The organism is Micromonospora sp. SL4-19, assembly GCF_047921475.1.
GTDB lineage: Bacteria > Actinomycetota > Actinomycetes > Mycobacteriales > Micromonosporaceae > Micromonospora.
On record NZ_JBLROB010000002.1, the window covers coordinates 378,598 to 403,671 of the forward strand.

At 73.5% G+C, this 25,074-nt stretch carries 18 protein-coding genes; 10 read left to right on the plus strand and 8 right to left on the minus strand.

What is annotated here, in order from left to right; all coding sequences use genetic code 11:
- Positions 1-7: 7 nt before the first annotated feature.
- On the minus strand, positions 8-697 hold the full coding sequence (locus ACNAVT_RS05590; RefSeq protein WP_416293439.1) for a potassium channel family protein: 690 nt from the start codon (positions 695-697) through the stop codon (positions 8-10).
- Positions 698-700: 3 nt separating this feature from the next.
- Positions 701-1,366 carry a potassium channel family protein gene (locus ACNAVT_RS05595; RefSeq protein WP_416293441.1) on the minus strand — a complete coding sequence of 222 codons (666 nt, stop codon included), beginning with the start codon at positions 1,364-1,366 and terminating at the stop codon, positions 701-703.
- A 160-nt stretch (positions 1,367-1,526) separates the two neighbouring features.
- Between ACNAVT_RS05595 and ACNAVT_RS05600 the strand changes: the two genes are divergently transcribed.
- The 3 genes from ACNAVT_RS05600 (at position 1,527) to dxs (ending at position 6,875) form a co-directional block, all read left to right on the plus strand.
- Positions 1,527-3,596, plus strand: a complete 2,070-nt coding sequence (locus ACNAVT_RS05600) for an APC family permease (RefSeq protein ID WP_416293443.1) — start codon at positions 1,527-1,529, stop codon at positions 3,594-3,596.
- Positions 3,593-4,828, plus strand: coding sequence for a class I SAM-dependent RNA methyltransferase (locus ACNAVT_RS05605; protein ID WP_416293445.1), 1,236 nt, complete (start codon positions 3,593-3,595; stop codon positions 4,826-4,828). Before ACNAVT_RS05600 ends, ACNAVT_RS05605 begins: the two co-directional genes overlap by 4 nt.
- Positions 4,829-4,931: 103 nt before the next feature.
- Positions 4,932-6,875 (plus strand): 1-deoxy-D-xylulose-5-phosphate synthase, encoded by a 1,944-nt coding sequence (dxs, locus tag ACNAVT_RS05610; protein WP_416293447.1) that lies wholly within the window; start codon positions 4,932-4,934, stop codon positions 6,873-6,875.
- Between the two features lie 111 nt (positions 6,876-6,986).
- Here the strand turns inward: dxs and ACNAVT_RS05615 are convergent, their stop codons facing one another.
- Positions 6,987-8,177, minus strand: a complete 1,191-nt coding sequence (locus tag ACNAVT_RS05615) for a hypothetical protein (RefSeq protein WP_416293449.1) — start codon at positions 8,175-8,177, stop codon at positions 6,987-6,989.
- Between the two features lie 151 nt (positions 8,178-8,328).
- Between ACNAVT_RS05615 and ACNAVT_RS05620 the strand changes: the two genes are divergently transcribed.
- On the plus strand, positions 8,329-10,191 hold the full coding sequence (locus ACNAVT_RS05620) for a hypothetical protein (protein ID WP_416293451.1): 1,863 nt from the start codon (positions 8,329-8,331) through the stop codon (positions 10,189-10,191).
- Positions 10,149-11,936: a hypothetical protein gene (locus ACNAVT_RS05625; RefSeq protein WP_416293453.1), complete on the plus strand. Its 1,788-nt coding sequence runs from the start codon at positions 10,149-10,151 to the stop codon at positions 11,934-11,936. Before ACNAVT_RS05620 ends, ACNAVT_RS05625 begins: the two co-directional genes overlap by 43 nt.
- Positions 11,937-12,163: 227 nt before the next feature.
- Here the strand turns inward: ACNAVT_RS05625 and ACNAVT_RS05630 are convergent, their stop codons facing one another.
- Positions 12,164-13,921, minus strand: a complete 1,758-nt coding sequence (locus ACNAVT_RS05630; protein WP_416293592.1) for a hypothetical protein — start codon at positions 13,919-13,921, stop codon at positions 12,164-12,166.
- A 211-nt stretch (positions 13,922-14,132) separates the two neighbouring features.
- Here ACNAVT_RS05630 and ACNAVT_RS05635 point away from each other — a divergent pair, with 211 nt between their 5' ends.
- Both ACNAVT_RS05635 and ACNAVT_RS05640 read left to right on the plus strand, forming a co-directional pair.
- On the plus strand, positions 14,133-15,410 hold the full coding sequence (locus tag ACNAVT_RS05635; RefSeq protein ID WP_416293455.1) for a PQQ-binding-like beta-propeller repeat protein: 1,278 nt from the start codon (positions 14,133-14,135) through the stop codon (positions 15,408-15,410).
- Positions 15,407-16,693, plus strand: coding sequence for a PQQ-binding-like beta-propeller repeat protein (locus ACNAVT_RS05640; RefSeq protein WP_416293457.1), 1,287 nt, complete (start codon positions 15,407-15,409; stop codon positions 16,691-16,693). Before ACNAVT_RS05635 ends, ACNAVT_RS05640 begins: the two co-directional genes overlap by 4 nt.
- Before the next feature lies 1 nt (position 16,694).
- Here the strand turns inward: ACNAVT_RS05640 and ACNAVT_RS05645 are convergent, their stop codons facing one another.
- On the minus strand, positions 16,695-17,903 hold the full coding sequence (locus ACNAVT_RS05645) for a C39 family peptidase (RefSeq protein WP_416293459.1): 1,209 nt from the start codon (positions 17,901-17,903) through the stop codon (positions 16,695-16,697).
- 128 nt (positions 17,904-18,031) lie between these two features.
- Here ACNAVT_RS05645 and ACNAVT_RS05650 point away from each other — a divergent pair, with 128 nt between their 5' ends.
- The 3 genes from ACNAVT_RS05650 to ACNAVT_RS05660 all read left to right on the plus strand — a co-directional run bounded on the left by ACNAVT_RS05650 (position 18,032) and on the right by ACNAVT_RS05660 (position 20,433).
- On the plus strand, positions 18,032-18,700 hold the full coding sequence (locus ACNAVT_RS05650; protein WP_416293461.1) for a response regulator transcription factor: 669 nt from the start codon (positions 18,032-18,034) through the stop codon (positions 18,698-18,700).
- Positions 18,697-19,866 (plus strand): sensor histidine kinase, encoded by a 1,170-nt coding sequence (locus tag ACNAVT_RS05655; RefSeq protein WP_416293463.1) that lies wholly within the window; start codon positions 18,697-18,699, stop codon positions 19,864-19,866. The genes ACNAVT_RS05650 and ACNAVT_RS05655 overlap by 4 nt, the downstream gene beginning before the upstream one ends.
- A gap of 180 nt (positions 19,867-20,046) precedes the next feature.
- The gene (locus tag ACNAVT_RS05660) at positions 20,047-20,433 is read left to right on the plus strand and encodes a VOC family protein (protein WP_416293464.1); all 387 of its coding nucleotides are present in this window, start codon (positions 20,047-20,049) and stop codon (positions 20,431-20,433) included.
- A 63-nt stretch (positions 20,434-20,496) separates the two neighbouring features.
- On the opposite strand, the gene ACNAVT_RS05665 is transcribed toward ACNAVT_RS05660, so the two are convergent.
- From ACNAVT_RS05665 to ACNAVT_RS05675, 3 genes are all read right to left on the minus strand, one after another.
- Positions 20,497-21,399 (minus strand): hypothetical protein, encoded by a 903-nt coding sequence (locus ACNAVT_RS05665; protein ID WP_416293466.1) that lies wholly within the window; start codon positions 21,397-21,399, stop codon positions 20,497-20,499.
- Between the two features lie 349 nt (positions 21,400-21,748).
- A complete protein-coding gene (locus tag ACNAVT_RS05670) occupies positions 21,749-23,815 on the minus strand; it encodes a 3-hydroxyacyl-CoA dehydrogenase NAD-binding domain-containing protein (protein WP_416293468.1) in 2,067 nt (688 codons plus the stop codon).
- Positions 23,812-25,005, minus strand: a complete 1,194-nt coding sequence (locus ACNAVT_RS05675) for a thiolase family protein (RefSeq protein WP_416293470.1) — start codon at positions 25,003-25,005, stop codon at positions 23,812-23,814. The genes ACNAVT_RS05670 and ACNAVT_RS05675 overlap by 4 nt, the downstream gene beginning before the upstream one ends.
- Positions 25,006-25,074: the final 69 nt, after the last annotated feature.

The following is a 25,074-nucleotide window of genomic DNA, read 5'->3' on the forward strand; positions in this document are numbered from 1 at the left end:
GAGCGGCTCAGCCCCCCTGGTGGTTGCGCTCGACGCTGGCCGGGCCGAGGATCACCGCCCGGACCTCATCCTCCACGGCGGCCGTGCACACGAAGATCAGCTCGTCGCCGGCCTCGATCGGGTCGTCCGGGCTGGGCACCAGCACCCGCTTGCCGCGCAGGATCGCCACCAGCGCCGCGTCCCGCGGGATCGGCACCGCGTGGATCGGCTGGCCCACGTACGGTGCGCTGGGCGGCAGGGTGATCTCGACCAGGTTCGCCTCGCCCTGCCGGAAGGTCATCAGCCGGACCAGGTCGCCGACCGTGACCGCCTCCTCGACCAGGGCGGCCATGACCCGCGGCTTGCTCACCGCGACGTCCACCCCCCACTGCTCGGTGAACAGCCACTCGTTCTCCGCCCGGTTGACCCGGGCGACCACCCGGGGCACCGCGAACTCGGTCTTGGCCAGCAGCGACACCACCAGGTTGACCTTGTCGTCGCCGGTGGCGGCCACCACCACCTCGCAGCCGGCGACGTCGGCCTCCTCCAGGCTGGCCAGCTCGCACGCGTCGGCGAGCACCCACTCGGCCGCCGGCACCCGGTCGGGGCGGAGCATCTTGGGCTGCCGCTCGATCAGCATCACCTGGTGCCCGTTCTCGATCAGCTCCTGGGCGATCGACCGGCCCACGTTGCCGGCGCCGGCGATGGCGATGCGCATGGCTCAGTGCCCTCCTTCCGGCGGCGCCGCCGCCACCGAGGTGACCGACGCGATGATGTCATCGGTCACCAGCATGAAGACCTGGTCGCCCTCCTGCACCACGGTGGAGGCGGTGGCCAGGGTGCCGATCCCGAACCGGGTCAGGTACGCCACCCGGGCCCCGGCGGACTCTTCCAGCTGCCGCAGCGGCCGGCCGATCCAGTCCTTGTGCACCGGCACCTCGATGATCGACACGGTGCTGGTCGGGTCCCGGAAGATCTCGACGTTGCCCTCGGGCACCAGGTGCCGCAGCATCCGTTCGGCCGTCCACCGGACGGTGGCCACGGTGGGGATGCCGAGCCGCTCGTAGACCTGGGCGCGACGCTGGTCGTAGATGCGGGCGGCCACCCGGGAGACGCCGAAGGTCTCCCGCGCCAGCCGCGCCGAGATGATGTTGGAGTTGTCGCCGCTGGAAACGGCCGCGAAGGCGTCCGCCCGCTCGATGCCGGCCTGGCGCAGCACCTCGCCGTCGAAGCCCGCGCCGGTGACGGTGATGCCGGCGAAGTCGGGGCCGAGGCGGCGGAACGCGTCGGCGTCCTGGTCGATCACCGCCACCGAGTGGCCCCGGGACTCCAGGCTGTGGGCGAGGGTCGACCCGACCCGGCCGCAGCCCATGATCACGACATGCACGGTGTCCGCTCCTCCCACGGTGCTCCCCTGGCGGGGCCGTCGACTGCGAGCCTGCCACGTCCCCGCGGGGAGCGGGGGATCGACCGTACCCCGCGGGCGGGCGCGAGGGTGATCAGGCACCCCCACCGGAGTGGGCGGAGTGGTCGTACCCTTGGCGCTTGTGGCCAGACCCACCTCGCTGCTGAAGCGACTCCTCGTCGGTCGACCGTTCCGGTCCGACCGCCTCCAGCACACCCTGCTGCCGAAGCGCATCGCGCTGCCGGTCTTCGCCTCCGACGCGCTCTCCAGCGTCGCGTACGCGCCCGACGAGATCCTGTTGACCCTCTCGATCGCGGGCGCGTCGGCGTACTTCTACTCGCCGTGGATCGCGCTCGCGGTCGTCGTGGTGATGCTCACCGTGGTGGCGAGCTACCGGCAGAACGTGCACGCCTACCCCTCGGGCGGCGGCGACTACGAGGTGGCGACGGTCAACCTGGGCCCGCGTGCCGGCCTGGCGGTGGCCAGCGCGCTGCTGGTCGACTACGTGCTCACCGTCGCGGTCTCGATCTCCTCCGGGGTGGCCAACCTCGGCTCCGTGCTCCCGTTCGTGGCCACCCACAAGGTGCTGATCGCGGTCGTCGCGGTGACGCTGCTCACCGCGATGAACCTGCGCGGCCTGCGGGAGTCCGGCACGGCGTTCGCCATCCCGACCTACGGCTTCGTGATCGTGATCGGCGGCATGCTGCTCACCGGCCTGATCCGGATCTTCATCCTCGGTGACGAGCTGCGCGCGCCCAGCGCCGGCCTGCAGATCCAGGCGGAGCACAGCGTCACCGGGTTCGCGTTGGTCTTCCTGCTGCTACGGACCTTCTCCTCCGGCAGCGCCGCGCTCACCGGTGTGGAGGCGATCTCCAACGGGGTGCCGGCGTTCAAGGCGCCGAAGAGCCGCAACGCGGCCACCACCCTGCTGCTGCTCGGCCTGATCGCGGTGACCATGCTGTTCGGCATCATCTGGCTGGCCCGGCTGACCCGCCTGCAGTTCGTCGAGAGTGCGAGCCAGATCGTCTCCGGGCCGGACGGGTACGTGCAGAAGACGGTCACCACCCAGCTCGGCGAGGCGGTGTTCGGTCACGGGTCGGTGCTGCTCTACATCGTCGCCGGGATGACCGCGCTGATCCTGTTCCTGGCCGCCAACACGGCGTTCAACGGCTTCCCGGTGCTCGGCTCGATCCTGGCCCAGGACCGCTACCTGCCCCGGCAGCTGCACACCCGGGGCGATCGGCTGGCGTTCTCCAACGGCATCGTCTTCCTCGCCGTCTTCGCGGTGGTGCTGATCGTCGGCTTCCAGGCCGAGGTGACCCGGCTGATCCAGCTCTACATCGTCGGCGTGTTTGTCTCGTTCACCCTCTCCCAGGGGGGCATGATCCGGCACTGGAACCGGCACCTGCGCACCGAGCGGGACCCGGAGGTGCGCCGCCGGATGGTGCGGTCCCGGGCGATCAACGCCTTCGGCATGGCGCTCACCGGCACGGTCCTGGTCATCGTGCTGGTCACCAAGTTCCTACTGGGCGCCTGGATCGCGATCGCCGCGATGGCGGTGATCTACGTGCTGATGCTGGCCATCCGCCGGCACTACGACCGGGTCGCCGCCGAGCTGGAGCCGACCGAGGCCCGGGCCGTGCTGCCGGCCCGCAACCACGCCATCGTGCTGGTCAGCAAGCTGCACCAGCCGACGCTGCGGGCCATCGCGTACGCCCGGGCGACCCGGCCGGACACGCTGACCGCGGTGACCGTGAACGTGGACGAGAAGGACACCCGGGACCTGCAGGCCGACTGGGAGCGGCGCGAGCTGCCGGTGCCGCTGACCGTGATCGACTCCCCGTACCGGGAGATCACCCGGCCGATCCTGAACTTCGTCGCCTCGGTCCGCCGCGCGTCGCCCCGCGACGTGGTCACCGTCTTCATCCCCGAGTACGTGGTGGGCCGCTGGTGGGAGAACCTGCTGCACAACCAGAGCGCGCTGCGGCTGAAGGGGCGGCTGCTCTTCGAGCCGGGCGTGATGGTGACCAGCGTGCCCTGGCAGCTCGCCTCCACCGCCAGCAAGAACCTGGACCGGCTGGACGCCACGCTGAGCCGCGGGCCCAAGCGCGGGCCCCGGGTGGCGCCACGCAGCACTCTGCCTCCCACGGTCCCGCCGATCGTCCCCGCTCCGTCGGGGGAGAGCGGCCCGACCGCGGGGGAGCGCCCGTGACCGCGCCCGGCCGACGCGGCCTGGAAGAGGCCGAGCGCATCGAGCTGACCGTCGACGCGGTCGCGCCGGGCGGGCACTGCGTGGCCCGGGTGGACGGCCAGGTGGTCTTCGTCCGGCACGCCCTCCCCGGGGAACGCGTGGTGGCCGAGGTGACCGAGCTGCACCGCGGCTTCGCCCGCGCCGACGCGGTGGAGGTTCTCGTCGCCTCCCCCGACCGGGTCGAGCCGCCCTGCCCGTACGCGACGCCGGGCCGCTGCGGCGGCTGCGACCTCCAGCACGTCGCCGCCGCGGCCCAGCTCGACTGGAAGGCCACCGTGGTGCGCGAGCAGCTCACCCGCCTCGGCGGCCTCACCGACCAGCAGGTCGACGCGCTCGACGTCCGGGTCGAGGCGCTGCCCGGCGGCCCGCTGGGCTGGCGGTCCCGGGTCCGGTACGCCGTGGACGGCGCCGGCCGGGCCGGGCTGCTCAAGCACCGCTCGCACGAGGTGGTGCCGGTCGACCGCTGCCTGATCGCCCACCCGGTCATCCAGGAGCTGCCGGTGCTGGCTCCCAGCGGGGCCCGCTGGCCGGACGCGGACGCGGTGGAGACGGTCGCCTCGACCGGCGGCGACGTCAGCGTCACCGCCGTCGCCGCGGCGGTGCCCACCCCGGTGAGCGGGCCGGAGCGGGTCCGTGAGGTGGCCGCCGGCCGGGACTGGGCGCTGCCGGCGTCCGGCTTCTGGCAGGTCCACCCCGCGGCCGCGGACACCCTGGTCGACGCGGTTCTCGACCTGCTCGACCCGCGGCCCGGCGAGACCGCCTGGGACCTGTACGGCGGCGCCGGGCTCTTCGCCGCGGCCCTCGCCGGCCGGGTCGGCGGCGCGCGGATCAGCCTGGTCGAGTCCGCCGAGCAGGGCGTGGCCGCGGCCCGGGAGAACCTGGCCGACCTGCCCGCAGTGGAGGTCGTCGCGGCCCGGGTGGAGCGCGCGTTGGCCCGCCGCCGGGTCACCGGACCGGTCGACCTGGTGGTGCTCGACCCGCCCCGCTCGGGGGCCGGCGCGTCGGTGGTGCGGGACATCGTCGCCGCCGAGCCGCGCGCGGTGGCGTACGTGGCCTGCGACCCGGCGGCCTTCGCCCGCGACGTGCGCACCTTCACCGGGCAGGGCTGGCGGCTGGCCGCGCTGCGCGGCTTCGACCTCTTCCCGATGACCCAGCACGTCGAGCTGGTCGGCCTGTTCCTCCCCCCGTCCTGACCCTGCCACAGCCGGCCGGTCGGCACCCGGTGATCGGGGCGTTGAGGTGCGGAGATCCACGGTCAAGCTGCGCGGCGGTGGGCGGCCGATAGACTCTTCGGTCATGAGCGTTGAAGAGGGCACGGCCAACCACGGTCGGCTGCTGGGCACCGTCCGCGGCCCGCGGGACGTCAAGCGGATGACCGTCGAGCAGCTGAACAGCCTCGCCGCCGAGATCCGTGACTTCCTGATCGCCAAGGTGTCCCGCACCGGTGGGCACATCGGGCCCAACCTCGGCGTGGTGGAGCTGACCCTGGCCATGCACCGGGTCTTCGACTCGCCCCGCGACCGGCTCCTGTTCGACACCGGCCACCAGGCCTACGTACACAAGATCATCACTGGCCGGCAGGACGGCTTCGACAAGCTCCGCCAGCGCGGTGGCCTCTCCGGCTACCCGAGCCAGGCGGAGAGCGAGCACGACCTGATCGAGAACTCGCACGCCTCCACCGCCCTGTCGTACGCCGACGGGCTGGCCAAGGCGTACGCGCTGCGCGCCGAGAAGCGCAACGTGGTCGCCCTGGTCGGCGACGGCGCGCTGACCGGCGGCATGTGCTGGGAGGCGCTGAACAACATCGCCACCGCCGGCAACCCGCTGGTGATCGTGGTCAACGACAACGGCCGGTCGTATTCGCCGACCATCGGCGGCCTCGCCGACCACCTCTCCTCGCTGCGGCTCAACCCGGGCTACGAGAAGGTGCTCGACACCGTCAAGGAGGCCCTCGGCTCGACCCCGCTGGTCGGCAGGCCGATGTACGAGGTGCTGCACGCGGTCAAGAAGGGCATCAAGGACGCGGTCGCCCCGCAGGCGATGTTCGAGGACCTCGGCATCAAGTACGTCGGCCCGGTCGACGGCCACGACGTCGCCGCGGTCGAGTCGGCGCTGCGCGCCGCGAAGCACTTCGGCGGCCCGGTGATCGTGCACGCGGTCACCCGCAAGGGCTACGGCTACCGCCCGGCCGAGGAGGACGAGGCGGACTGCTTCCACGGCCCTGGGGCGTTCGACATCCAGACCGGCAAGCTCGTGGCTGCCCCGTCGGTGAAGTGGACCCAGGTCTTCGCCGACGAGCTGGTCAAGATCGCCGACGAGCGGCCGGACGTGGTCGGCATCACCGCCGCCATGGCCGAGCCCACCGGCATCGCCGCCCTGGCCCGCAAGTACCCGAAGCGGGTGTACGACGTGGGCATCGCCGAGCAGCACGCCGCCACCTCGGCGGCCGGCCTCGCGATGGGCGGGCTGCACCCGGTGGTGGCGGTCTACGCCACCTTCCTCAACCGCGCGTTCGACCAGGTGCTGCTGGACGTGGCGATGCACAAGCTGCCGGTCACCTTCGTGCTGGACCGGGCCGGCATCACCGGCCCGGACGGGCCGAGCCACTACGGCATCTGGGACATGTCCGTCTTCGGCGTGGTGCCGGGCCTGCGGATCGCCGCGCCCCGCGACTCCGCCAGCCTCCGCGAGGAGCTGCGCGAGGCGGTCGCCGTGGAGGACGGCCCGACCATCGTCCGCTTCCCGACCGGCACCGTCGCCGGCGACCTCCCGGCCGTCCGCCGGGTCGGCGCGGTCGACGTGCTGGCCGAGTCGGCGCGTACCGACGTGCTGCTGGTCGCGGTCGGCTCCTTCGGCCAGCTGGGCATGGAGGTGGCCGCCCGGGTCGCCGAGCAGGGCTACGGCGTGACCGTGGTCGACCCGCGCTGGGTCCGTCCGGTCCCGGCCGAGCTGGTCGAGCTGGCCGCCGCGCATCGGATGGTCGTCACCGTCGAGGACGGCGTCCGGGTCGGCGGCGTCGGCGACGCCCTCGCCCAGGCCATGCGGGACGCCGGCGTCCGGGTGCCGCTGCGCGACCTGGGCGTGCCGGCCGACTGGCACCCGCACGGCACCCGGGCGCAGATCCTGGCCGACCTCGGCCTGACCGCGCAGGACGTGGCCCGCGACGTCACCGGCTGGATCTCCGGCCTGGACGCCCAGCCCGTCGAGCCGGCCGCCGACGAGGCCGCCGCCAAGAACTGACGGACACGCCAAACGGGCGGTCCTGCCTCGAGCAGGGCCGCCCGTTCGGCGTCGAGCGCGTCGACGCGCTGGAAGGGCGACCGACGGGCGAAGCCTTGGAAGGTGCGGGGGTCAGCGACCGCTCACGGACCGGTACCAGGTCCTGTCGGCGCCCGCCAGGCTGAACGTCTGCGTGGTGTCCGGCTCCGGCACCACCACGAGCCCCGGCCGGTCCACCAGGCGCGGCGTCCCGGGAGGTGCGGCGAACGAGGCGTCCCGGCTGGTGCGCCAGCTCAGCACCGCCAGCGGCTGGCCGGGCACCGGCAGGCGGTACGCCTGCAGCGTGGTGGACCGGTCGGCCGCGGAGACGACCGGTGTCCCGCCGTCGGCCGGGCGGTAGACCACCGCGGTCATCGTGTCGGTGGCGCTCTCCCAGGTGAGTTGTTCCAGGTCGCCCAGCTCGCCGCCGCCGAGCTTCACCTCGCCGAGCGACCGGACGGCGATCTTCGCCATCGGCCAGGACTCCGGGGTGGAGCTGGCCGCCGCCCGGTCGCCGCTGCGGCGTGGGACGCTGCCGAACGGCCCGGAGGCGCCGGCGAGGACGCAGGTGTCCAGCCCGGCCAGGGCCCGCTTGCCCGAGCCGCTCTCGTCGCGGACCAGGGGATAGCGGGGGGCGGCGGTGGCCGTACCCAGGTCGAGGACGCGGTCCGCGGCCCGGCCCCGCGGTAGGGACCGGGTGGCGCGCAACGTCGCGGTCAGCTCCACCGCCTGGCAGGCGGGCACGGCGACCGGGTCGCTGACGCCGTCGGTGGTGGCCAGCGTGCGGCCGTCCGGGCCGAGCAGCCGCTCCACCCGGGCCGAGGTGAAGTAGCGACGGCTGTTCAGGACCTGGACCGGCAGCACGTCGGAGTAGACCAGGTAGCCGGGATCGGTGTACTCGGTGGCGTGGGTGACCCGCCACCGGTCGCCGTCACGGTGGAGCTGCAGCAGCCAGGAGGCGCTCTGGCCGGGCACGTCGGCGGCGACCAGGGCCAGCGGCGCCCCGGCCACTTCGCCCGAGAAGAGGATGCCGGACGAGGGCAGGTGGGCGCGGTCGCCCACCGGCGAGCGCCAGTCCCGGACGGCCGCGCTGATCTCGCCGGTCACGGCGGCGTCACCTGCCAGGCTGCCGCGCGCCGGCCAGACACCGAGCGTCCCGTCCATGCTGTCGTAGCCCACGCGCAGGTCCGCGGACTGCCGTCCGGCGACCGGCCCGCAGCCGGTCGCGAGCAGCAGGGCCAGCAGCGCGGTGGCCGTCGTGCCGCGTCGGCGGACTGCAGCCACCTGTACGCCCCCGATCGCGTGGTCGGTCGTGTTCGGAAGACATGGTACGAGATGTCCGGTCAGCCGGCCGCGCCCGGCCCCCGCCGGAATTCCACATTGGAGTCGGCGCGCTTCCTCGACCACTGTCCGGCTCCGGTAGACTCCGCCGACTGTGACGCTTGCCGAGCCCCATGGCGATTCGCCACCGGACGCTGACACCCCGACGGGCTCCGCCTCCGTCACCACCGCGACCGCGACCGCGGACGCCGATCCGGACCGGCCGGTCGTACGGCGGCGCTGGACACCCCGCCGCCAGGAGGTCGCCGTGTACGGCGCCTTCCTGCTCGCCGCGCTCTGGGTGACCAGCCGGATCTGGGTCGACCCGGCCGGTCGGGTGGCCACCCTCTACAGCAGCGACCCGGCGCAGGTGCAGTACTTCCTCGCCCACTCGGTACGCGTCGTGCTGCACGGCGACTTCCCCTTCTACACCGACCGGTTCAACTATCCGGACGGGGTGAACCTGATGGCGAACACCGCCATCCTGGCCCTCGGCATCCCGATGGTGCCGGTGACCCTCCTGTTCGGACCGGCGGTCTCCTTCGTCACGCTGGTGACGCTCGGCCTGGCCGGCACCGCCGCCGCCTGGTACCGGATGCTCTCCCGGCACGTCGTGCGTACCCGGCTGGCCGCGGCCGTGGGCGGCTGGTTCTGCGGGTTCTCGCCGGCGATGCTGGCGCACGCCAACTGGCACCCCAACATCATCTCCCAGTTCCTGCTGCCGTTCATCGTCTGGCGGGTCCTGGTGCTGACCCGCTCCACCCGCCCGGTCCGCGACGGCGCGCTGCTCGCGCTGCTGGTCACCGTGCAGGCGTTCATCAACGAGGAGATCCTGCTCTTCACCGCGCTGGCCTGCGCGGTATTCCTGCTCGCGGTGGTCGCCCAGCAGCGGCAGCGGTGGGCCGCCGCCTGGCGACCGCTCGGGACCGGGCTGGCGGTCTGCGCGCTCCTCGCCGGTGCGCTGCTGGCGTACCCGCTCTGGGTCCAGTTCGCCGGGCCGATGGCGTACCACGGTCTCAGCGACGCGGTCCGCGACTACGGCAACGACGTCGCGGCGTTCTTCGCCCCCGGCTCGCCGACCGTGGGCGGCAACGAGCGGGCGAACGTCAACCTCGCCCCGAACTACTCGGAGGAGAACGCCTTCTTCGGGTGGAGCCTGTCCCTGCTGGCCGTCGGCATCGTGATCTGGCTCCGGCGGGAGGTGGTGGTCCGGGCGCTCGCGGTGACCGGGGTGTTCTTCGCGGTGCTCTCCCTCGGCGAGCGGGTGACCTGGTGGGACCGGGACCTGTTCACCGGCCCGTGGGAGCTGCTGGTCCGGCTGCCGTTGCTCGACGCGGTGGTGCCCACCCGGTTCGGCCTGATCACCACGGTGGTCATCGGGATGCTGCTGGCCCTCGCCGTGGAGCGGGCCTGGTCGCTGCGGACCGCCGAGCGGCGGACCGTTCGTACGCTGGCCGTCGCCGGCCTGGTGCTCGCGCTGCTGCCGATCGCGCCGATGCCCCTGCAGGTCACCACCCGTCCGGCGGTGCCCAGGTTCATCACCGCCGACCGGTGGCGGCAGTACGTGGGCCCGGACCAGACCCTGGTGCCGGTGCCGGTGCCGAGCATGGGCAACACCAACCCGATGCGCTGGGCGGCCAGCACCGACCTGGACTTCAGAATTCCCGGCGGCTACTTCCTCGCCCCGCGCAACGGGGTCACCGGCGACCCGGGTCGCTTCGGCGGGCGGCGCAGCGGCGTCGGCGAGCTGCTGGCGGAGGTCGCGGCCACCGGCCGTACGCCGAAGCTGGACGACCGGCAGCGCCGGCGCTTCCTCGACGAGCTGCGGTACTGGCGGGCCGCCATCGTGGTGCTGCCGCTGAACCAGCAGAACGCCGAACCGCTGCGGCGGACCGTCGAGCAGTTGGTCGGCCCCGCACGGCAGGAGCTGGACGTGTGGTTGTGGGACGTCCGGACACTGACCAGCCACTCCGCCTGACCGCGCCGGAGGCCCCGCCAGCGGCCCGCGCACGGCGATGGCGGCCGCGTGCGGTCGACGCGCTGGTGGTGGCCGGATACCTCGGCCTGGCCCTGCTGCTCACCGCCGACCAGTGGCGGCGGCCGGAGCGGCTGTTCCACCAGGCCGGCGACCAGATGCTCTTCGAGTGGATGCTGGCCCACGCGGCCCGGGCGGTCACGGGCGGGGAGAACCCGCTGTACAGCACCGCCCTGAACGCGCCCGACGGGGTCAACCTGATGGCCAACACCTCGGTGCTCGGGCTGGGGGTGCCGCTCGCTCCGGTCACGTGGGCGTTCGGGTCCCAGGTGGCCTTCCTCGTCGCCGTGGTCGGCTGCCTCGCCGGCACCGCCACCGCCTGGTACGGGCTGCTGGCGCGCCGGCTGGTCCGGTCCCGGTCCGCCGCGGCGGTGGGCGGGTTGTTCTGCGGCTTCGCGCCCGGCGCGGTGTCGCAGGCCGGGGCGCACCTGCACGTGGCCGCCCAGTTCCTGGTCCCGGTGATCCTCGGGCTGGTGTTCCGCCCCGCCGGCGACCGGGTACGCCGGGACGGGGTGCTGCTCGGGCTGGCCGTCGCGTACCAGGTCTTCGTCGGCGAGGAGGTGCTGGTCTTCCTCGCCCTCGCCGCCGGGGTGCTCGCCGGGGCGTACACGCTGGCCGATCGGGCCGCCGCGCGTCGGCTGGCACCCGCGGTGCTGCGCCGGCTGTGCGTCGGCGCACTGGTCGCGGGGGTGCTGCTGGCGTATCCGCTGTGGTTCCAGTTCCACGGCCCGGGCCACTACACCGGGATGCCCTTCTTCGCCCAGGGCTTCCGGCTCGACGCGGCCTCGTTCACCGCGTCCGCCCGGCAGACGGTCGCCGGGGACGACCACCACTCGGGCCTGCTGTCGCCGAACCTCACCGAGGAGACCTCCTTCTTCGGCCCGTTCCTGCCGCTGCTCGCCGTGCTGGTGGTGGTACGGCTGTGGCGGCGACCCCTGGTCCGGGCCCTCGCGGTCTGCGGACTGCTGTTCGCCCTGCTCTCCCTCGGCCCCACGATCGTGGTCAACCGGCACGACACCGGGTTGCCCGGGCCGTACCGGCTGCTCGCCCGGCTGCCGCTGCTCGACCTGGTGGTGCCGGCCCGGTTGGCGCTGGTCTGCGTACCGGTGCTCGGGGTGCTGCTGGCCCTCGCCCTGGACCGGGTGCGACACCGCTCCGCCCGCACCCGGGCGCCGTGGGTCGGGGCGGTCGTCGCCGCGCTGCTCCCGCTCGCCCCGACGCCGATCCGTACCGTGCCGGTCGTGCCGGTGCCGGCCTTCGTCGCCGACGGCGGCTGGCGGGCGTACGTGCCGGCGGGGCGGACGCTGGTGCCGGTGCCCCCGGTGACCGGCGCGGCGGTGAGTCCGGCCACCTTCTGGTCGGCGCGCGGCGGGCTGGCGTTCGAAGCGCCGGGCGGCTACTTCATCGGCCCGCGCAGCGGGGACGACGCGACCGCGCGGTGGGGCGCGCCGGACCGCCCCACCTCGCTGCTGCTGCGCCGGGCGGCCGAGACCGGCCAGGTGCCGCCGGTCGGCGAAGCGGAGCGCCAGCAGGCGGTCGCGGACCTGCGGCACTGGCGGGCGGCGGTGCTGGTGCAGGCCGGCTCGTTCCCCGGCGACCCGGTCCGGACCACGGTGGACGCCCTGGTCGGCCCGGGCCGCGACGTGGCCGGCGCGTACCTCTGGGACGTCCGCCCCCTGGTCGGTTGAGTCGGTTTCCTTCGGGCCGGGCGGGTGACGACCTCTTGCGGGCTCGGGATGGGTCATCGGACGCTACGAACTTGATGACGTGAACGACTCAGCGCCGCATCGGGGAACGCTGGACCACTGTCCGCGGTCCGGTGCGGCCACCCCTCGCCCCGCGGTGAATCGCCTGCGTCATCAAGTTTGTAGGCGGAGTGGAGTCGGCCGACGGCTCGGTCCCCGCAGGACCGCCTTCAGATCCGGTCGCGGACGTCCCAGAGCCAGACGTCGTCGACCCGCTGCGGCGGCCCGAGCAGCGCGGTCATCAGCTCCCGCAGCACGGGCTCCCGCGGGTTCGCGCCGAGCACCACCACCGACGCCTTCCAGAAACGCAGGTCCGCAACGGCCTGGCGGCGGTTCTCCTCGGTGATCTCCGGGACCCGGTCCGCGTCGATGGTGGAGTAGATCAGTGTGCTGGTCGGCCGGTTCGGCGCGCCGAAGACGCCCTCGCCGTTCTCGTTCGGGCCGATGAAGTAGCCCCCGGCGATCGGGAACTCCTGCCTGGTCAGTGCGCTCCAGCGCAGCGTGGGCAGGCCGTGCACGTTGCTCGGGATCGGCACCGGCACCAGCGTCCGGCCGGCCGGCACGTAAGGCCGCCAGCCGCCCGCGGTGATGAAGTGCGGTGGCGGGTCGATCCGCTGGGCCGGCAGCGGGCGCGGGAACAGCGGCAGCAGGGCGGCCACGATCGCCGCGTACCCCATGCCGTGCAGCCAGCGGCGCCGCCGCGCGACGGGTGCCGGCACCGCCGCGGTGTCCCCGGCGCGTGGCGCCGGCACCGGCGGGCGACCACCTCCGGCCAGGGCGTTCCAGGCCAGCGCGAGCAGCACGCCGACCGCGCCGGCCACCACCAGGGTCAGCCGGGTCGGCATCATCATCTCGACCAGCGGCAGGTCGTCGGGCACGTACGCCCAGGGGCCGTCGACGGTGGTCTCCACCCCGTCGAAGCGCACCTTCGGGCCGATCGCGGCGACGGTGAAGACCACCACCAGCACGGCGACGATCCGGGCCGGCAGCGACCGGCGCACCAGCAGCACCAGGGCGACCAGCGCGACGAGCACCAGCGGCCAGCCGAACCAGGAGTTCTGCTCGGTCATCCCGATGGTCTTCTCGACCGCCTCGTCACCGGCCAGCGTGTCCCGGGCGAAGGTGACGAAGGCCATCAGGTCCTCGCCCCAGCTGTGGAAGACCCCGCCCTGCAGGCCCCGGTAGGACTGCGGCCCGTTGAACTGGAACCAGATCGGGTACGCGGCCAGCAGCACGGCCAGCCCGCCGCCCACGCCGATCGCGGCGAGGAAGGTGCCGGCGCGCTCGCGGGCGGCGCGCGGCCGTTGCACCGCGTACGCGACTACGATGACCAGGCAGGCCAGCGCGGTCAGCAGCAGCATCTCCTCGTTGATGAAGATCTGGTACGCCACCAGCAGGCCCAGCACGATCCCGTCGCGCCGCCAGCGGCCCGGCTCGCCGAGGCGCAGCACCCGGACCACGATCAGCGGAAGCAGGAAGTTGGAGACGAAGTTCGGCTGCCCGTTGGCGTGGTGCACGATGCCGGGGGCGAAGCCGAGGAACGCGCCGCCGACGAAGGCGGCCGCGCGGGAACGCACCAGGTGTCGGGAGAGCATCCAGTACGAGGTGGCCGCCGTCGCGGACAGGGCCGCGCCCAGGTAGAGCGCGTACACCACCTGTGGACCGAACAGCAGGGTGAGCGGCGCCAGCGGCAGGGTAACCCCGAGCAGCGAGGTGTTCGCCATCATGTTCACCCCGTCCGGGGCGTTCTGCCGGGTGGTGAACAGCGGGTTCTCCAAGTGGCGAACCGAGTGGGCGCCGTGCGCGAAGAGCCATTCGAACCAGCTGTGGTCCGTCGGCAGGTGGGACGAGACCCGGTGCTGCACGTCCCCCCAGTAGTTGAGGCACACGAGAACGCCGAGCAACGCATAGGCTCCGATGGCCAGCATGTCGGCGCGGGCCGGCCGGCGCCGGGGCCGGGGCGGCGCATCCACCACGACGGGCTCGGCCGCGACGGGCGAGGAGTTCAGCGAGGGGTCTACCACCGGCACAGCCACGACGGGCCATCGTACCGGCCGGCCCGGTGTCGCTCCGGCCACCCGGTACGTCCCGTGCTAGGGATGGCCGATGCGTCCGGCGGCGGCATGGAGAGGGGTGGTCGTGGCGGTCATCGATCTGGGTGAGCTCCGTGCCGATGACCCGCCCGACCCGCCGGCCCGACCGCCGCGGGCCGCCGGCCGCCCGTTCCGGTCCGTTGTGGTGCTGCTGGCGGCGTTGGTCACCCTCGCCGGCGCGGCGCCCGCACCCCGCCGGGTCGCCGCCACCGTGCCGGGCGGTCCCGGTGCCGCGGTGTTCGTCGTCGCCGACCGGGTTTACGTGGTGGAGCCCCCCGACCCGGAGCGCGGCGTCGGCCGGCAGTTGGTCGCGTACCGTGCGACGGCGGGTCGGCCGCAGACAGTGTGGCGTGTCCCGCTGCCCGGCGACGGCGACGCCGCCATGGCGTCGGGGGTGGACAGTTGGCTGCTGCTGGCCTGTCGGGCCGTCACCAACAATGCCGGGTGGGAGACACTGGCGCTCGACGCCGCGACCGGACGGCTCGGCTGGCGGCGGCCTGGTGTGGCCTTCCGGGCGGGCGACGCCGTGCTCCTGCACACCAGCGAGGGTGAGGGCGCGGACGAGACCCGCCGGTTGGAAGTCGGCACCGGACGGACACTGTGGTCGCTGCCGACGCCGTCGAATGAGCTGAGCCTGAGCTACGGGCCCAGCGGGATAGAGCGGCTGGTGTTGATGCACGACTCGGACACGGCGGAGGTCTTCGACGCCACCTCCGGCGTCCGGCTGGTCGCCCGCGACCTGGGTTCCGGTGCGCCGCCCGGTCGGCGGTTCGTCATGACGGCCGTCGGCCTGCTGTTGGTGATTCAGGATGTCAGCGGCACGGTGACCGGCTACGACCTGGACACCCTCGACAGGCGCTGGTCGGTGTCACTGCCCCGGGTCAGCTACGTCGATCGCTGCGGCCGGTCGCTGTGCGCGTATCGGCAGGACGGCGGGGTGGGGGTGCTCGACCCGGCGACCGGCGCGACCCGGTGGACCGACCGCCGGTGGCTGGCGGCGCCGGCGGCGGCGGATGGGCGGCTCCTGGTCGAACAGCCGACGGCCACCACTTCCACGCTGGCGGTGGTCGAGGAGGCCACCGGCCGGCTCGTCGCCGACCTCGGCAAGTGGCAGGTGGTCCCGGGTGCCGACCGGGACGATCCGGTGATCGGCGTACGGCTCGGCGGCGACGGCCGCCTGATCATCGCCGAGCTTGACCCGGTGGCCGGACACGCCCGGATCCGCGACGCCCTGCGGGGCGCTGTCGGGGACTGCAGCTTCGGCGGGGCGCTGCTGGTCTGCCGCCGGATCGACGGTCGCTTCGCGCTGTGGTGGAACCGGTGAGCCGGGTGATCGAGCTGGGGGAGCTGCGGCACGGCGACGAGCCCGAGCCACCGCCACAGGGGCGCCGGCCTCCGTCCCGGGCGGCTCGGGTGGTGGCGCTCTGCTGCGCCGCGCTGCTCACCCTGGCCGGCGCGGCACCGGCGCCGCGCCGGCCGCCCGGCGTCACCGTGCCCGCCGCGCAGGCCGCCGGCTTCCTGGTCGTCGCCGACCGGCTGGTGGTGGCCGACGGGCCGGTCCCGAGAGGCCCTGGCGGCCGGCTGGTCACCGGGCACCGGCTGCCCGACGGCGCCCCCATGTGGCGGTTCACCCTGCCCGTCGATCACCAGGTGGCCGGCTTGAACGTGGTGGCCGGGGTGCTGCTGGTGACGAGCATCCCGGTCGGGGGCGACAGCGTTTCCACCGCGCTCGACCCCCGTGACGGCGCGGTGCGCTGGCAGCGGCCCGGCTACCCCTTGCCGACCCAGCCGGGCGGGCTGCTCTTCGAGACGTCCACTGCCGACGGGACGGGCACGATCGGGGCGGTCGACCCGGCGACCGGCGCGGAGCGCTGGTCGCTGCCGGTGCCCAACACCGGGCTGGTGTACCAGTTCGGTGATCGAGGCATGACGGACATCGTGCTGCTCACCGACGACGGGCGGGTCGCGGTGCACGACGTGGGCTTCGGCGCGCTGCGGCGGTCCGGCCGCGTGCCGCCGGCCGCCGACGGGATGCCGTACCGGTTGACCCAGGCGGTGGCCGACCTGCTGCTGATCGACGACGGGAGGGGCACGGCCACCGCGTACGGGCTGGACCGATTCGACCGGCGGTGGACCATGCCGGTGCAGCCGGAGAGTCGCGCGTCCTGGTTCCTCGACTGTGCCCCGGTGATCTGTCTGGGGCAGGAGGAGGCCGGGATACGGACGTATGACCCGGCCACCGGCCGCCCGCTCTGGAGTGACGAGCACCGGTTCCTGGTAGGGCGGGTGGGCGATCGTCTGCTCGCCTTCGCCGGGGCTCCCGGGCAGGAGGTGGAGCTGGTGGTGCTCGACCCGTGGACCGGCCGGGTCCTCGCCCGGTTGGGCCGCTGGCGGATGGGCGGCGGCGACCCGTACACGCACCGGCTGCTCGGCTACCACCGGCTCCCCGGCGACCGCACGCTGGTCGCGGAGTTGGACGTGCCGACCGGGCAGGTCCGGATCCGGGCGGTGCTGCCCGGTGCCTGGAACGAGTGCGCCGACGGCGGCGACGTGCTGGTCTGCCAGCAGCATTCCCGCGGGCTGGTGATCTGGCCGACCGGCACGTGAGTCACCAGTTCGCCTGCGCGGGTGGCGGGGGCAGTGGCACCGACGGGGGCCGGACCACGTACGCGACGCCGCCGCTGCCCGCCTGCCAGGCCGCCTCGAACGGCGCCCGCGGCACGGTCCGGCGCACCCCCTCGTCGTCCGGGGCGTACGGGTCGTTGAGCACCGGATCGCCGCCGGCGGTGAAGCCGACCAGCACCATCAGGTGTCCCCGGGTGTCGTAGTCCAGCCCGGGCACCTGCCCTGCCGTGAAGGCGGCCGACAGGATCAGCGGGATGCCGGCGGTCACGAACCGCTCCGCCTCGGCCAGGCCGCGCAGCCGGGTGACGAAGGCGTCCACCCCGTGCCGGCCCGCGTACGCGGTGTTGAACGCCCAGTTCCCGGCCCCCGCGTACGCGTGGTCGTAGCAGTGCCGGGCGGCGTGCACCACCACCGGCCGAGGGCCGGGCGGGTCGACCCAGGCGTACCGGTCGGGGGTGGGGCCGGCGCCCCAGAAGTCCAGCACCATCGAGACGCAGGTGGGGCTGCACCAGGAGTCCCCGCCGCCACCCCAGCGGGTCTCCCCGCCGGCGTGCAGCCGCTGCGCGTACCGGGGCACGTCGAGGACCCGCCCCCGGGCGCCGGCCCCCGCCGGAGCGTCGTCCACGCCGGCCGTCTCGGTGGTCAGGTCGGCCGGCGCGTCGGCCGAGGCGACCGCCCCGACGGCACGCAGCACCGGGCCGGCCGCGGCGTCGGTCCGGCGGAACAGGGTGATGCGGACCTGCCAGCCGGTGACCTCCGCGGCTCCGACGCGCAGCGTGTCGACCGTCACCCGCGCGTCGTCGCCGGCCTGCCCCGGCACCGAGCTGCGGTGGATGGTGGCGTCGTCGGCGGCCCAGTGGCCCAGCACGTACCAGTCGGTGGACGGTGCCACCTCGTGCCAGCCGCGCACCTCCACCCGGAGCCAGCAGCCCGCCGGGGTGTCGGCGGTCCACGACGGCACGATCTCGTCCACGGCGAAGCCCGCCCCGACCACCGGGGAAGTCCAGACGGCCTGCTCGTACCCGGCGGTGACGCCGGTGTGCGGGTCGGTGTGGTCGACCCGGCCGGCGGGGGCCCCGACCACCAGGCCGTCCGGGCCGGCGCTCACCCCGTCGGCCGTCCCCAGGCCCAGGTCCTCCGGGAAACGGAAGCGGTGGTACGCCACGTCGCGCCGTGCGGGCGTTCCGGTCATCGGCAGCTCCTTGTTTCCGGGTGCCGGGAAGCATGGCGTACCTGGAAGGTTTTGTGCAACGACGGCGAGGGACGCTGGTTTGGTGGCCGGCACTAGGTTGTCGGAAGGTCGCGAGGCGGGAGGCCGGGATGCGGGTACTGGTGGTCGAGGACGAGCGGAACCTCGCCGACGCGATCGCGCGCGGGCTGCGCAAGCGCGGTATGGCCGTGGACGTCGCCTACGACGGCGACGCCGGGCACGAGGCCGCCTTCGTCACCCGGTACGACGTGGTGATCCTGGACCGGGACCTGCCCGGCGTGCACGGCGACCGGATCTGCGCCGACCTGGCCGCCTCCGGCACCCTGACCCGGGTGCTGATGCTGACCGCGAGCGGCACGGTCGCCGACAAGGTCGAGGGGCTGCGGCTCGGCGCCGACGACTACCTGCCCAAGCCGTTCGCCTTCGACGAGCTGGTCGCCCGGGTGCAGGCGCTCGGCCGACGGGCCACCCCGGCCGCCCCGCCGGTGCTCGCGCTCGCCGACCTGGTGCTCGACCCGGCCCGCCGGGTGGTCACCCGCGGCGGCGTGCCGGTCGACCTCACCAACAAGGAGTTCGGGGTGCTGGCCGAGCTGCTCAAGGCGCGCGGGGCGGTGGTGTCCAGCGAGCAGCTGCTGGAACGGGTCTGGGACGCGAACACCGACCCGTTCACCACGATCGTCCGGGTCACCGTCATGACGCTGCGCAAGAAGCTCGGCGACCCGCCGCTGATCGAGACGGTGGTGGGCGCCGGCTACCGCACCGCCGAGCTGCCGGCATGAGGGCGAGGAGCGCGCCCCGCCGGCTGCGGCTGCGCCCCACCCTGCGGCTGCGGCTCACCCTGCTCAACGGGGTGCTGCTGGTCGGGGCCGGGGCGATCCTGGTGCTGCTGGCCTGGCTGCTGGTCCGCGACGCGCTGCGTCCCACCGATGAGCTGCTGCCCGGCACCACGGTGGTGCTGGCCGACGGCCGCACTCTCGACGCCGGGCACTGGCAGCGTCAGCTGGTCGACGCGGCCTCGCGGGAGCTGCTGCTCAAGGGTCTGGTGGCGCTGCTGGCGATCAGCGTGGTCGGGGTCGCCGGAGCGTACGTGGTGGCCGGGCGGGCGCTGCGCCCCCTGCACCAGGTCACCGCCACCGCCCGGCGACTCGGCGAGGCCACCCTGGACCAACGCATCGGCTGGTCCGGCGCGGACGACGAGGTGGCCGAGCTGGCCGAGACCTTCGACGCGATGCTGGACCGGATCGCCGCCGCGTTCGAGGCGCAGAAGCGCTTCGTGGCCAACGCCTCGCACGAGCTTCGGACCCCCCTCGCCGTGATGCGGACCGAGATCGACGTGACGCTCAGCGACGACGAGGCGGACATCGCCGAGTACCGCCGGATGGCCACGGTGGTCCGGGACGCCTCGGAGCGGGCCAACGGCCTGGTCGACGCGTTGCTGGTGCTGGCCCGCAGCGAGGCCCAGGCCGGGCGCCGGCTGGCCCGCCGCGCCGAGTGCGACCTCGCCGTGGGTGCCGCCAACGCGCTCAACGCGATGGCCCACGAGGTGGAGCGGATCGGCCTGAAGGTGCAGACCTCGCTGCGCCCGGCGCCGGTGGTCGGCGATCCGGGGCTGCTCGATCGGCTGGCCGGCAACCTGGTGGAGAACGCCGTCCGCTACAACCACCTGCACGGCCGGCTGTGGGTCCGCACCGGCACCGATGGGCAGCGGTCCTGGCTGATGGTGGGGAACACCGGCTTCGAGGTCGCTCCGGCCGACGTGCCGGGGCTGTTCGAGCCGTTCCGCCGGGGCGGCCAGGAGCGGACCGGCGCTCGCGGCTCCGGCCTGGGGCTCTCCATCGTCCGTGCGGTCTGCGACGCGCACGGCGGCACGGTCAAGGCGGTCGCCCAGCCGGGCGGCGGCTTGGAGGTGACCGTCATCCTGCCGGCCGACGCCCCCGCCGCCTGACCGGTCCGGCGGCGGGGAGGCCGCCTTGCACACGAGGCGGGAGCGGTGACATGATCTTCCGAGTCAGCCGACGCGAGGAAGGGGGTGTGGTCGATGTCCACCGTGAACAGTCCCGCGCCCCGCAGCCGCCGCTGACGTCATCCACTTCCGCGGGGCGCACTCCGACCAGGAGGAAGCACCGTGAGTGCACAGATCCATTGCGTCACCGTCGAGTCCGACGACCCGTACACCCTGGCGAGCTGGTGGGCCGAGGCGCTCGACCGGAAACTGCACGACGACGACCACCCCGGTGACCCCGAGGCGGTTCTCGTCGCGCCCGACGGCCACGGTCCCGACCTGCTCTTCGTAGCGGTGGGGGAGCGGCACGGCAAGGGCGCGTTCCACCTCGACCTGCACGCGGCCGAGGGCACCCGGGACACCGAGGTCGAGCGACTGCTCGGCCTCGGGGCCAGCCTGGTCGCCGACCGGCGCCGGCCGGACGGCACCGGCTGGGTGGTGCTGGCCGACCCGGAGGGCAACGAGTTCTGTGTCTGCCGCAGCCCGGCGGAACGGGCCGCGGTGGTCTGACCCGGAAACGGAACCGGGCCCCCGCCGGCGGCGGGGGCCCGGTTCACCGGTCAATCGGAAGGGTCAGCCCTTCTTCTCGATCTCGCCCCGCATGGCGACGAACTCCGACTGGAGCGCCGACACGGGCTTGAAGTACATGGCGATCATGCCGAAGCTGCCCCGGTCCGTCCAGAAGCAGACCCCCATCTTGAGGCCCCCGACCTTGCCCTCGCCGCACCGGGCCTCGCCGCCCAGCGGGCCGGCGTCGACCGTCTTGAACTTTGCCACCCCGAGGGTGGGGCCGAGCTTGGTGGTGGCGTCCTCCATCTCCTTCTTCGGATCCGCCAGCAGGGCGGACGCGCCGCCGATCAGGACCACGTCCTGCTTCTCCAGGTTGCCGTAGACGCCACCGACGGCGCTGGTGGCCCCCGGGACCGACTTCTGGATTTCGGCCTTCATCTCCTCGGCGACGCTCATGAGCTGCGGGTCGTTCACCTTGGGCCGGCCGGCCAGCGTCTCGGGCTCGACCAGGCGGGTCTTGGTGGCGCCGACCACGTCATCCACAGTGGGCTTCAGGGCGAAGTAGATGGCCGTGCCGCCGCCCACGCAGAGCACCACCACGACGGCCAGGATGATCAGCAGGATCTTGCCGACGCCGGACTTCTTCTTCGGCGGGGGGCCGGCGGGGGCGCCGTAGCTGGGCTGGCCGGTCTCGAGGTATCCGCCGTACTGCTGGTCCGGCTGCTGCGGTGCCGACGGGTAGCCGCCGCCGTACTGCTGGCCGGTCTCCGGGTATCCGCCGTACGGCTGGCCCGGCTGCTGCGGCGCCGGCGGGTAGCCACCGCCGTACTGCGGACCGGGCTGCTGCGGTGCGGGCGGGTAGCCGCCGCCGTACTGAGGCTGCTGCGGTGCCGGCGGGTAGCCGCCGGGCTGCTGCGGGGGCGGGGGGTAGGAACCGGGGTATGGATTGGACGGCGGCTGCGACATGATTTGGTCAGCTCCTGATAGAAATCCGGACGGGTGATCGTATCGAGCCCCACCGACAGAGCACGGTCGGTCCCAGGCGGGTGTGACAAAACCGGAACCGGCTCGTGACCAGGCGGGCTGCCGGGTGACGCTGAAGCCAGCGCTGGGTGGTCGGGAGATTACCGGGCGGTGCGCCGGTGCGGGTTGCCCAGGGGCGGCTGGGGGCATCGCCCATTGGTGCCGGAACCCGGCGGTCCCGTCGTGGGCCGCAAACGGCGATCGCGGCGGCCGGACCGTCCGGGAGAGACGGTCGGCCACCGCGATCGTCGGGGAGTGGCGGTGGATCAGGCTGACGGCCGAGCTGGGGTTGTCACCGCAGGCTGGCCACCCCGCGCGGCAGGAACCGCTGGCCGGTGACCTGCTCGGAGGTGCCGGTCCGGTCGAGGTACGGCGTGACGCCACCCAGGTGGAACGGCCAGCCGGCACCGAGGATCAGGCACAGGTCGACGTCCTGCGCCTCGGCGACGACGCCCTCGTCGAGCATCAGCCGGATCTCCTGCGCCAGCGCCTCCAGCGCGCTCCGGCGGACCTGCTCGGCGGTCAGCGGCTGGTCGCCGACCACGAGCAGCTTGGCGACCTCTTCGTTGACCTGGTCGTCGACCACGATCGGCTGGCCGGAGTCGGCGATCCGCTTGAGGTTCTCGCTGACCCCGAAGCGGTCCGGGAAGGCGGCGTGCAGCGTGCCGCCCACGTGGTACGCCACCGCCGGGCCGACCAGCTGGAGCAGGGCCAGCGGACGCATCGGCAGACCCAGCGGGTCCAGCGCGCTGTTCGCCACCTCCAGCGGGGTGCCCTGGTCGACGGCGGCGAAGACGGCGCCGAGGAAGCGGGTCAGCAGCCGGTTGACCACGAACGCCGGGGCGTCCTTGACCAGCACCGACGACTTCTTCAGCTGCTTGCCGACGGCGAACGCGGTGGCCAGGGTGGCGTCGTCGGTCCGCTCGCCCCGGACGATCTCCAGCAGCGGCAGCACGGCGACGGGATTGAAGAAGTGGAAGCCGACCACCCGCTCCGGGTGTGCCAGGTCCTCGGCCATGGCGGTCACCGAGAGCGACGAGGTGTTCGTCGCCAGCACCGCCTCCGGGGAGACGATCTTCTCCAGCTCGGCCCAGACCTGCTTCTTGACGGCCAGGTCCTCGAAGACCGCCTCGATGACGAAGTCGGCATCCGCGAAGACACCCTTGTCGACGGAGCCGCTGACCAGGCCGTACAGCTTGGCGGCGGTGCGCTTGTCCATCCGGCCCTTGCTGACCTGCTTCTCGATCTGGGTGTGCACGTAACCCACGCCCTTGTCCACCCGGGCCTGGTCCAGATCGGTCAGCACCACCGGCACCTGGAGGCGGCGGGCGAAGAGCAGGGCGAGCTGGCTGGCCATCAGGCCGGCGCCGACGATGCCCACCTTGGTCACCGGCCGGGCCAGGCTCTTGTCCGGCGCGCCGGCCGGCCGCTTGGCCCGCCGCTGCACCAGGTCGAAGGCGTACAGGCCGCTGCGCAGCTCCTCGGAGAAGACCAGGTCGGCCAGGGCCTCGTCCTCGGCGGCGGTGCCGGCGGCGAAGTCGGCGTCCTTCGCGGTCTCCAGCAGGTCCAGCGCCCGGTACGCGGCCGGGACCGCGCCGTGCAGCCGCTGGTCCAGGGTCTGCCGGGCGAAGTAGAGCACGCCCGCCCACATGTCCTTGTCGACCTCGGGCCGGGTCACGGTGACCTCGCCCCGTACCACGCCGGCGGCCCACTCGAGGGAGCGCTCCAGAAAGTCGGCCGGCTCCAGCAGCACGTCCGCGATGCCCATCTCCGCCGCCTGCTTCGGCTTGAGCATCCGGTTCTGCATCAGCGGGTTCTGGAGGATCACCTGGGTGGCGGCCGGGATGCCGATCAGGTTCGGCAGCAGCTGGGTGCCGCCCCAGCCGGGGACCAGGCCGAGCGAGACCTCGGGCAGGGCGAGGGCCGCCGCGCCCGCCGACAGTGTCCGGTAGTGGCAGTGCAGGGCGAGCTCCAGGCCGCCGCCCATCGCCGCGCCGTTGACGAAGGCGAACGTCGGGATCGCGCTGTCCTTGAGCCGCGCGAAGACCCGGTGGCCGAGCCGGCCGATCTCCAGCGCCTGCTCGCGGTCGGCCAGCAGCGGCAGGCTGGTGATGTCCGCGCCCACGCAGAAGATGTACGGCTTGCCGGTGACCGCGACGAAGGCCGGGTCGGCCGCCAGCGCGGCGGTGATCGCCTCGTCCAGGCTGGTCAGGCCGGCCGGGCCGAAGGTGTTCGGCTTGGTGTGGTCGAAGCCGTTGTCCAGGGTGATCAGGGCGGCGGGGCGGTCCAGCCCCGGTACGTTCACCTGGCGTAGCAGCGCCCTGGTGACGACCTCGTTCGGTGCGGCGAGCGCGCTCACTTGTTCCCCTCCCAGTCGGGGTTCTCCCAGATGACCGTGCCGCCCATGCCGATGCCGATGCACATGGCGGTGAGGCCGTAGCGGACCTCGGGGTGCTCGGCGAACTGCCGGGCGAGCTGGGTCATCAGCCGTACGCCCGAGGAGGCGAGCGGGTGACCGACGGCGATCGCGCCGCCCCACGGGTTGACCCGCGGGTCGTCGTCGGCGATGCCGAAGTGGTCGAGGAAGGCGAGCACCTGCACGGCGAACGCCTCGTTCAGCTCGAACAGGCCGATGTCGTCGATGGTCAGGCCGGCGATGCGCAGCGCCTTCTCGGTGGACGGGATCGGGCCGACGCCCATCACCTCGGGCTCGACGCCGACGAAGCCGTACGACACCAGTCGCATGGCGATCGGCAGGCCCAGCTCGCGCGCGGTCTCCTCGGCGGCGAGCAGGCTCGCGGTGGCGCCGTCGTTCAGGCCGGCCGCGTTGCCCGCGGTGACCTTGCCGTGCGGGCGGAACGGGGTCTTCAGGGTGGCCAGCTTCTCCATCGAGGTGTCCCGGGGAGCCTCGTCCACCGTGGCCAGACCCCAGCCGGTCTCCGGGTCGCGCACCGCGACCGGCACCAGGTCTTCCTGGAGCTTGCCGTTGGCGTACGCCTTGGCGGTCTTCTGCTGGGAGGCGAGCGCGAACGCGTCGGTGCGCTCCTTGGTGATGTGCGGCACCAGGTCGTGCAGGTTCTCCGCGGTGGCGCCCATGACCAGGGCGGACGGGTCGACCAGCTTTTCCGCGATGATCCGCGGGTTGGGGTCGACACCCTCACCCATCGGGTGGTGGCCCATGTGCTCGACGCCGCCGGCGATGGCGATGTCGTACGCGCCCATGGCGATACCGCCGGCGACGGTGGTGACGGCGGTCATCGCGCCGGCGCACATCCGGTCGATGGCGAAGCCCGGCACCGTCTTGGGCAGGCCGGCCAGCAGGGCGGCGGTGCGGCCGATGGTCAGGCCCTGGTCGCCGATCTGGGTGGTGGCCGCGATGGCGACCTCCTCGACCCGCTCCGGCGGCAGCTGCGGATTGCGCCGCATCAGCTCGCGGATGCAGCGGATCACCAGATCGTCGGCGCGGGTGTTGGCGTACATGCCACCCGCCTTGCCGAACGGGGTGCGGACGCCGTCGACGAAGACGACATCCCGAACTTCACGGGGCACTTTGAGCCTCCCTTTTCGACCGTGATTCGGCCGGCGCCGACAGGTGGCGCCACAGACCGAACGACGGTC

Bases quoted from the DNA above. Each gene is read 5' to 3' on its own strand.
- ACNAVT_RS05590 (WP_416293439.1), bottom strand. From the start codon at position 697: ATGCGCATCGCCATCGCCGGCGCCGGCAACGTGGGCCGGTCGATCGCC.
- dxs (WP_416293447.1), top strand. From the start codon at position 4,932: ATGAGCGTTGAAGAGGGCACGGCCAACCACGGTCGGCTGCTGGGCACC.
- ACNAVT_RS05630 (WP_416293592.1), bottom strand. From the start codon at position 13,921: ATGCTGGCCATCGGAGCCTATGCGTTGCTCGGCGTTCTCGTGTGCCTC.
- ACNAVT_RS05645 (WP_416293459.1), bottom strand. From the start codon at position 17,903: ATGACCGGAACGCCCGCACGGCGCGACGTGGCGTACCACCGCTTCCGT.
- ACNAVT_RS05650 (WP_416293461.1), top strand. From the start codon at position 18,032: ATGCGGGTACTGGTGGTCGAGGACGAGCGGAACCTCGCCGACGCGATC.
- ACNAVT_RS05655 (WP_416293463.1), top strand. From the start codon at position 18,697: ATGAGGGCGAGGAGCGCGCCCCGCCGGCTGCGGCTGCGCCCCACCCTG.
- ACNAVT_RS05665 (WP_416293466.1), bottom strand. From the start codon at position 21,399: ATGTCGCAGCCGCCGTCCAATCCATACCCCGGTTCCTACCCCCCGCCC.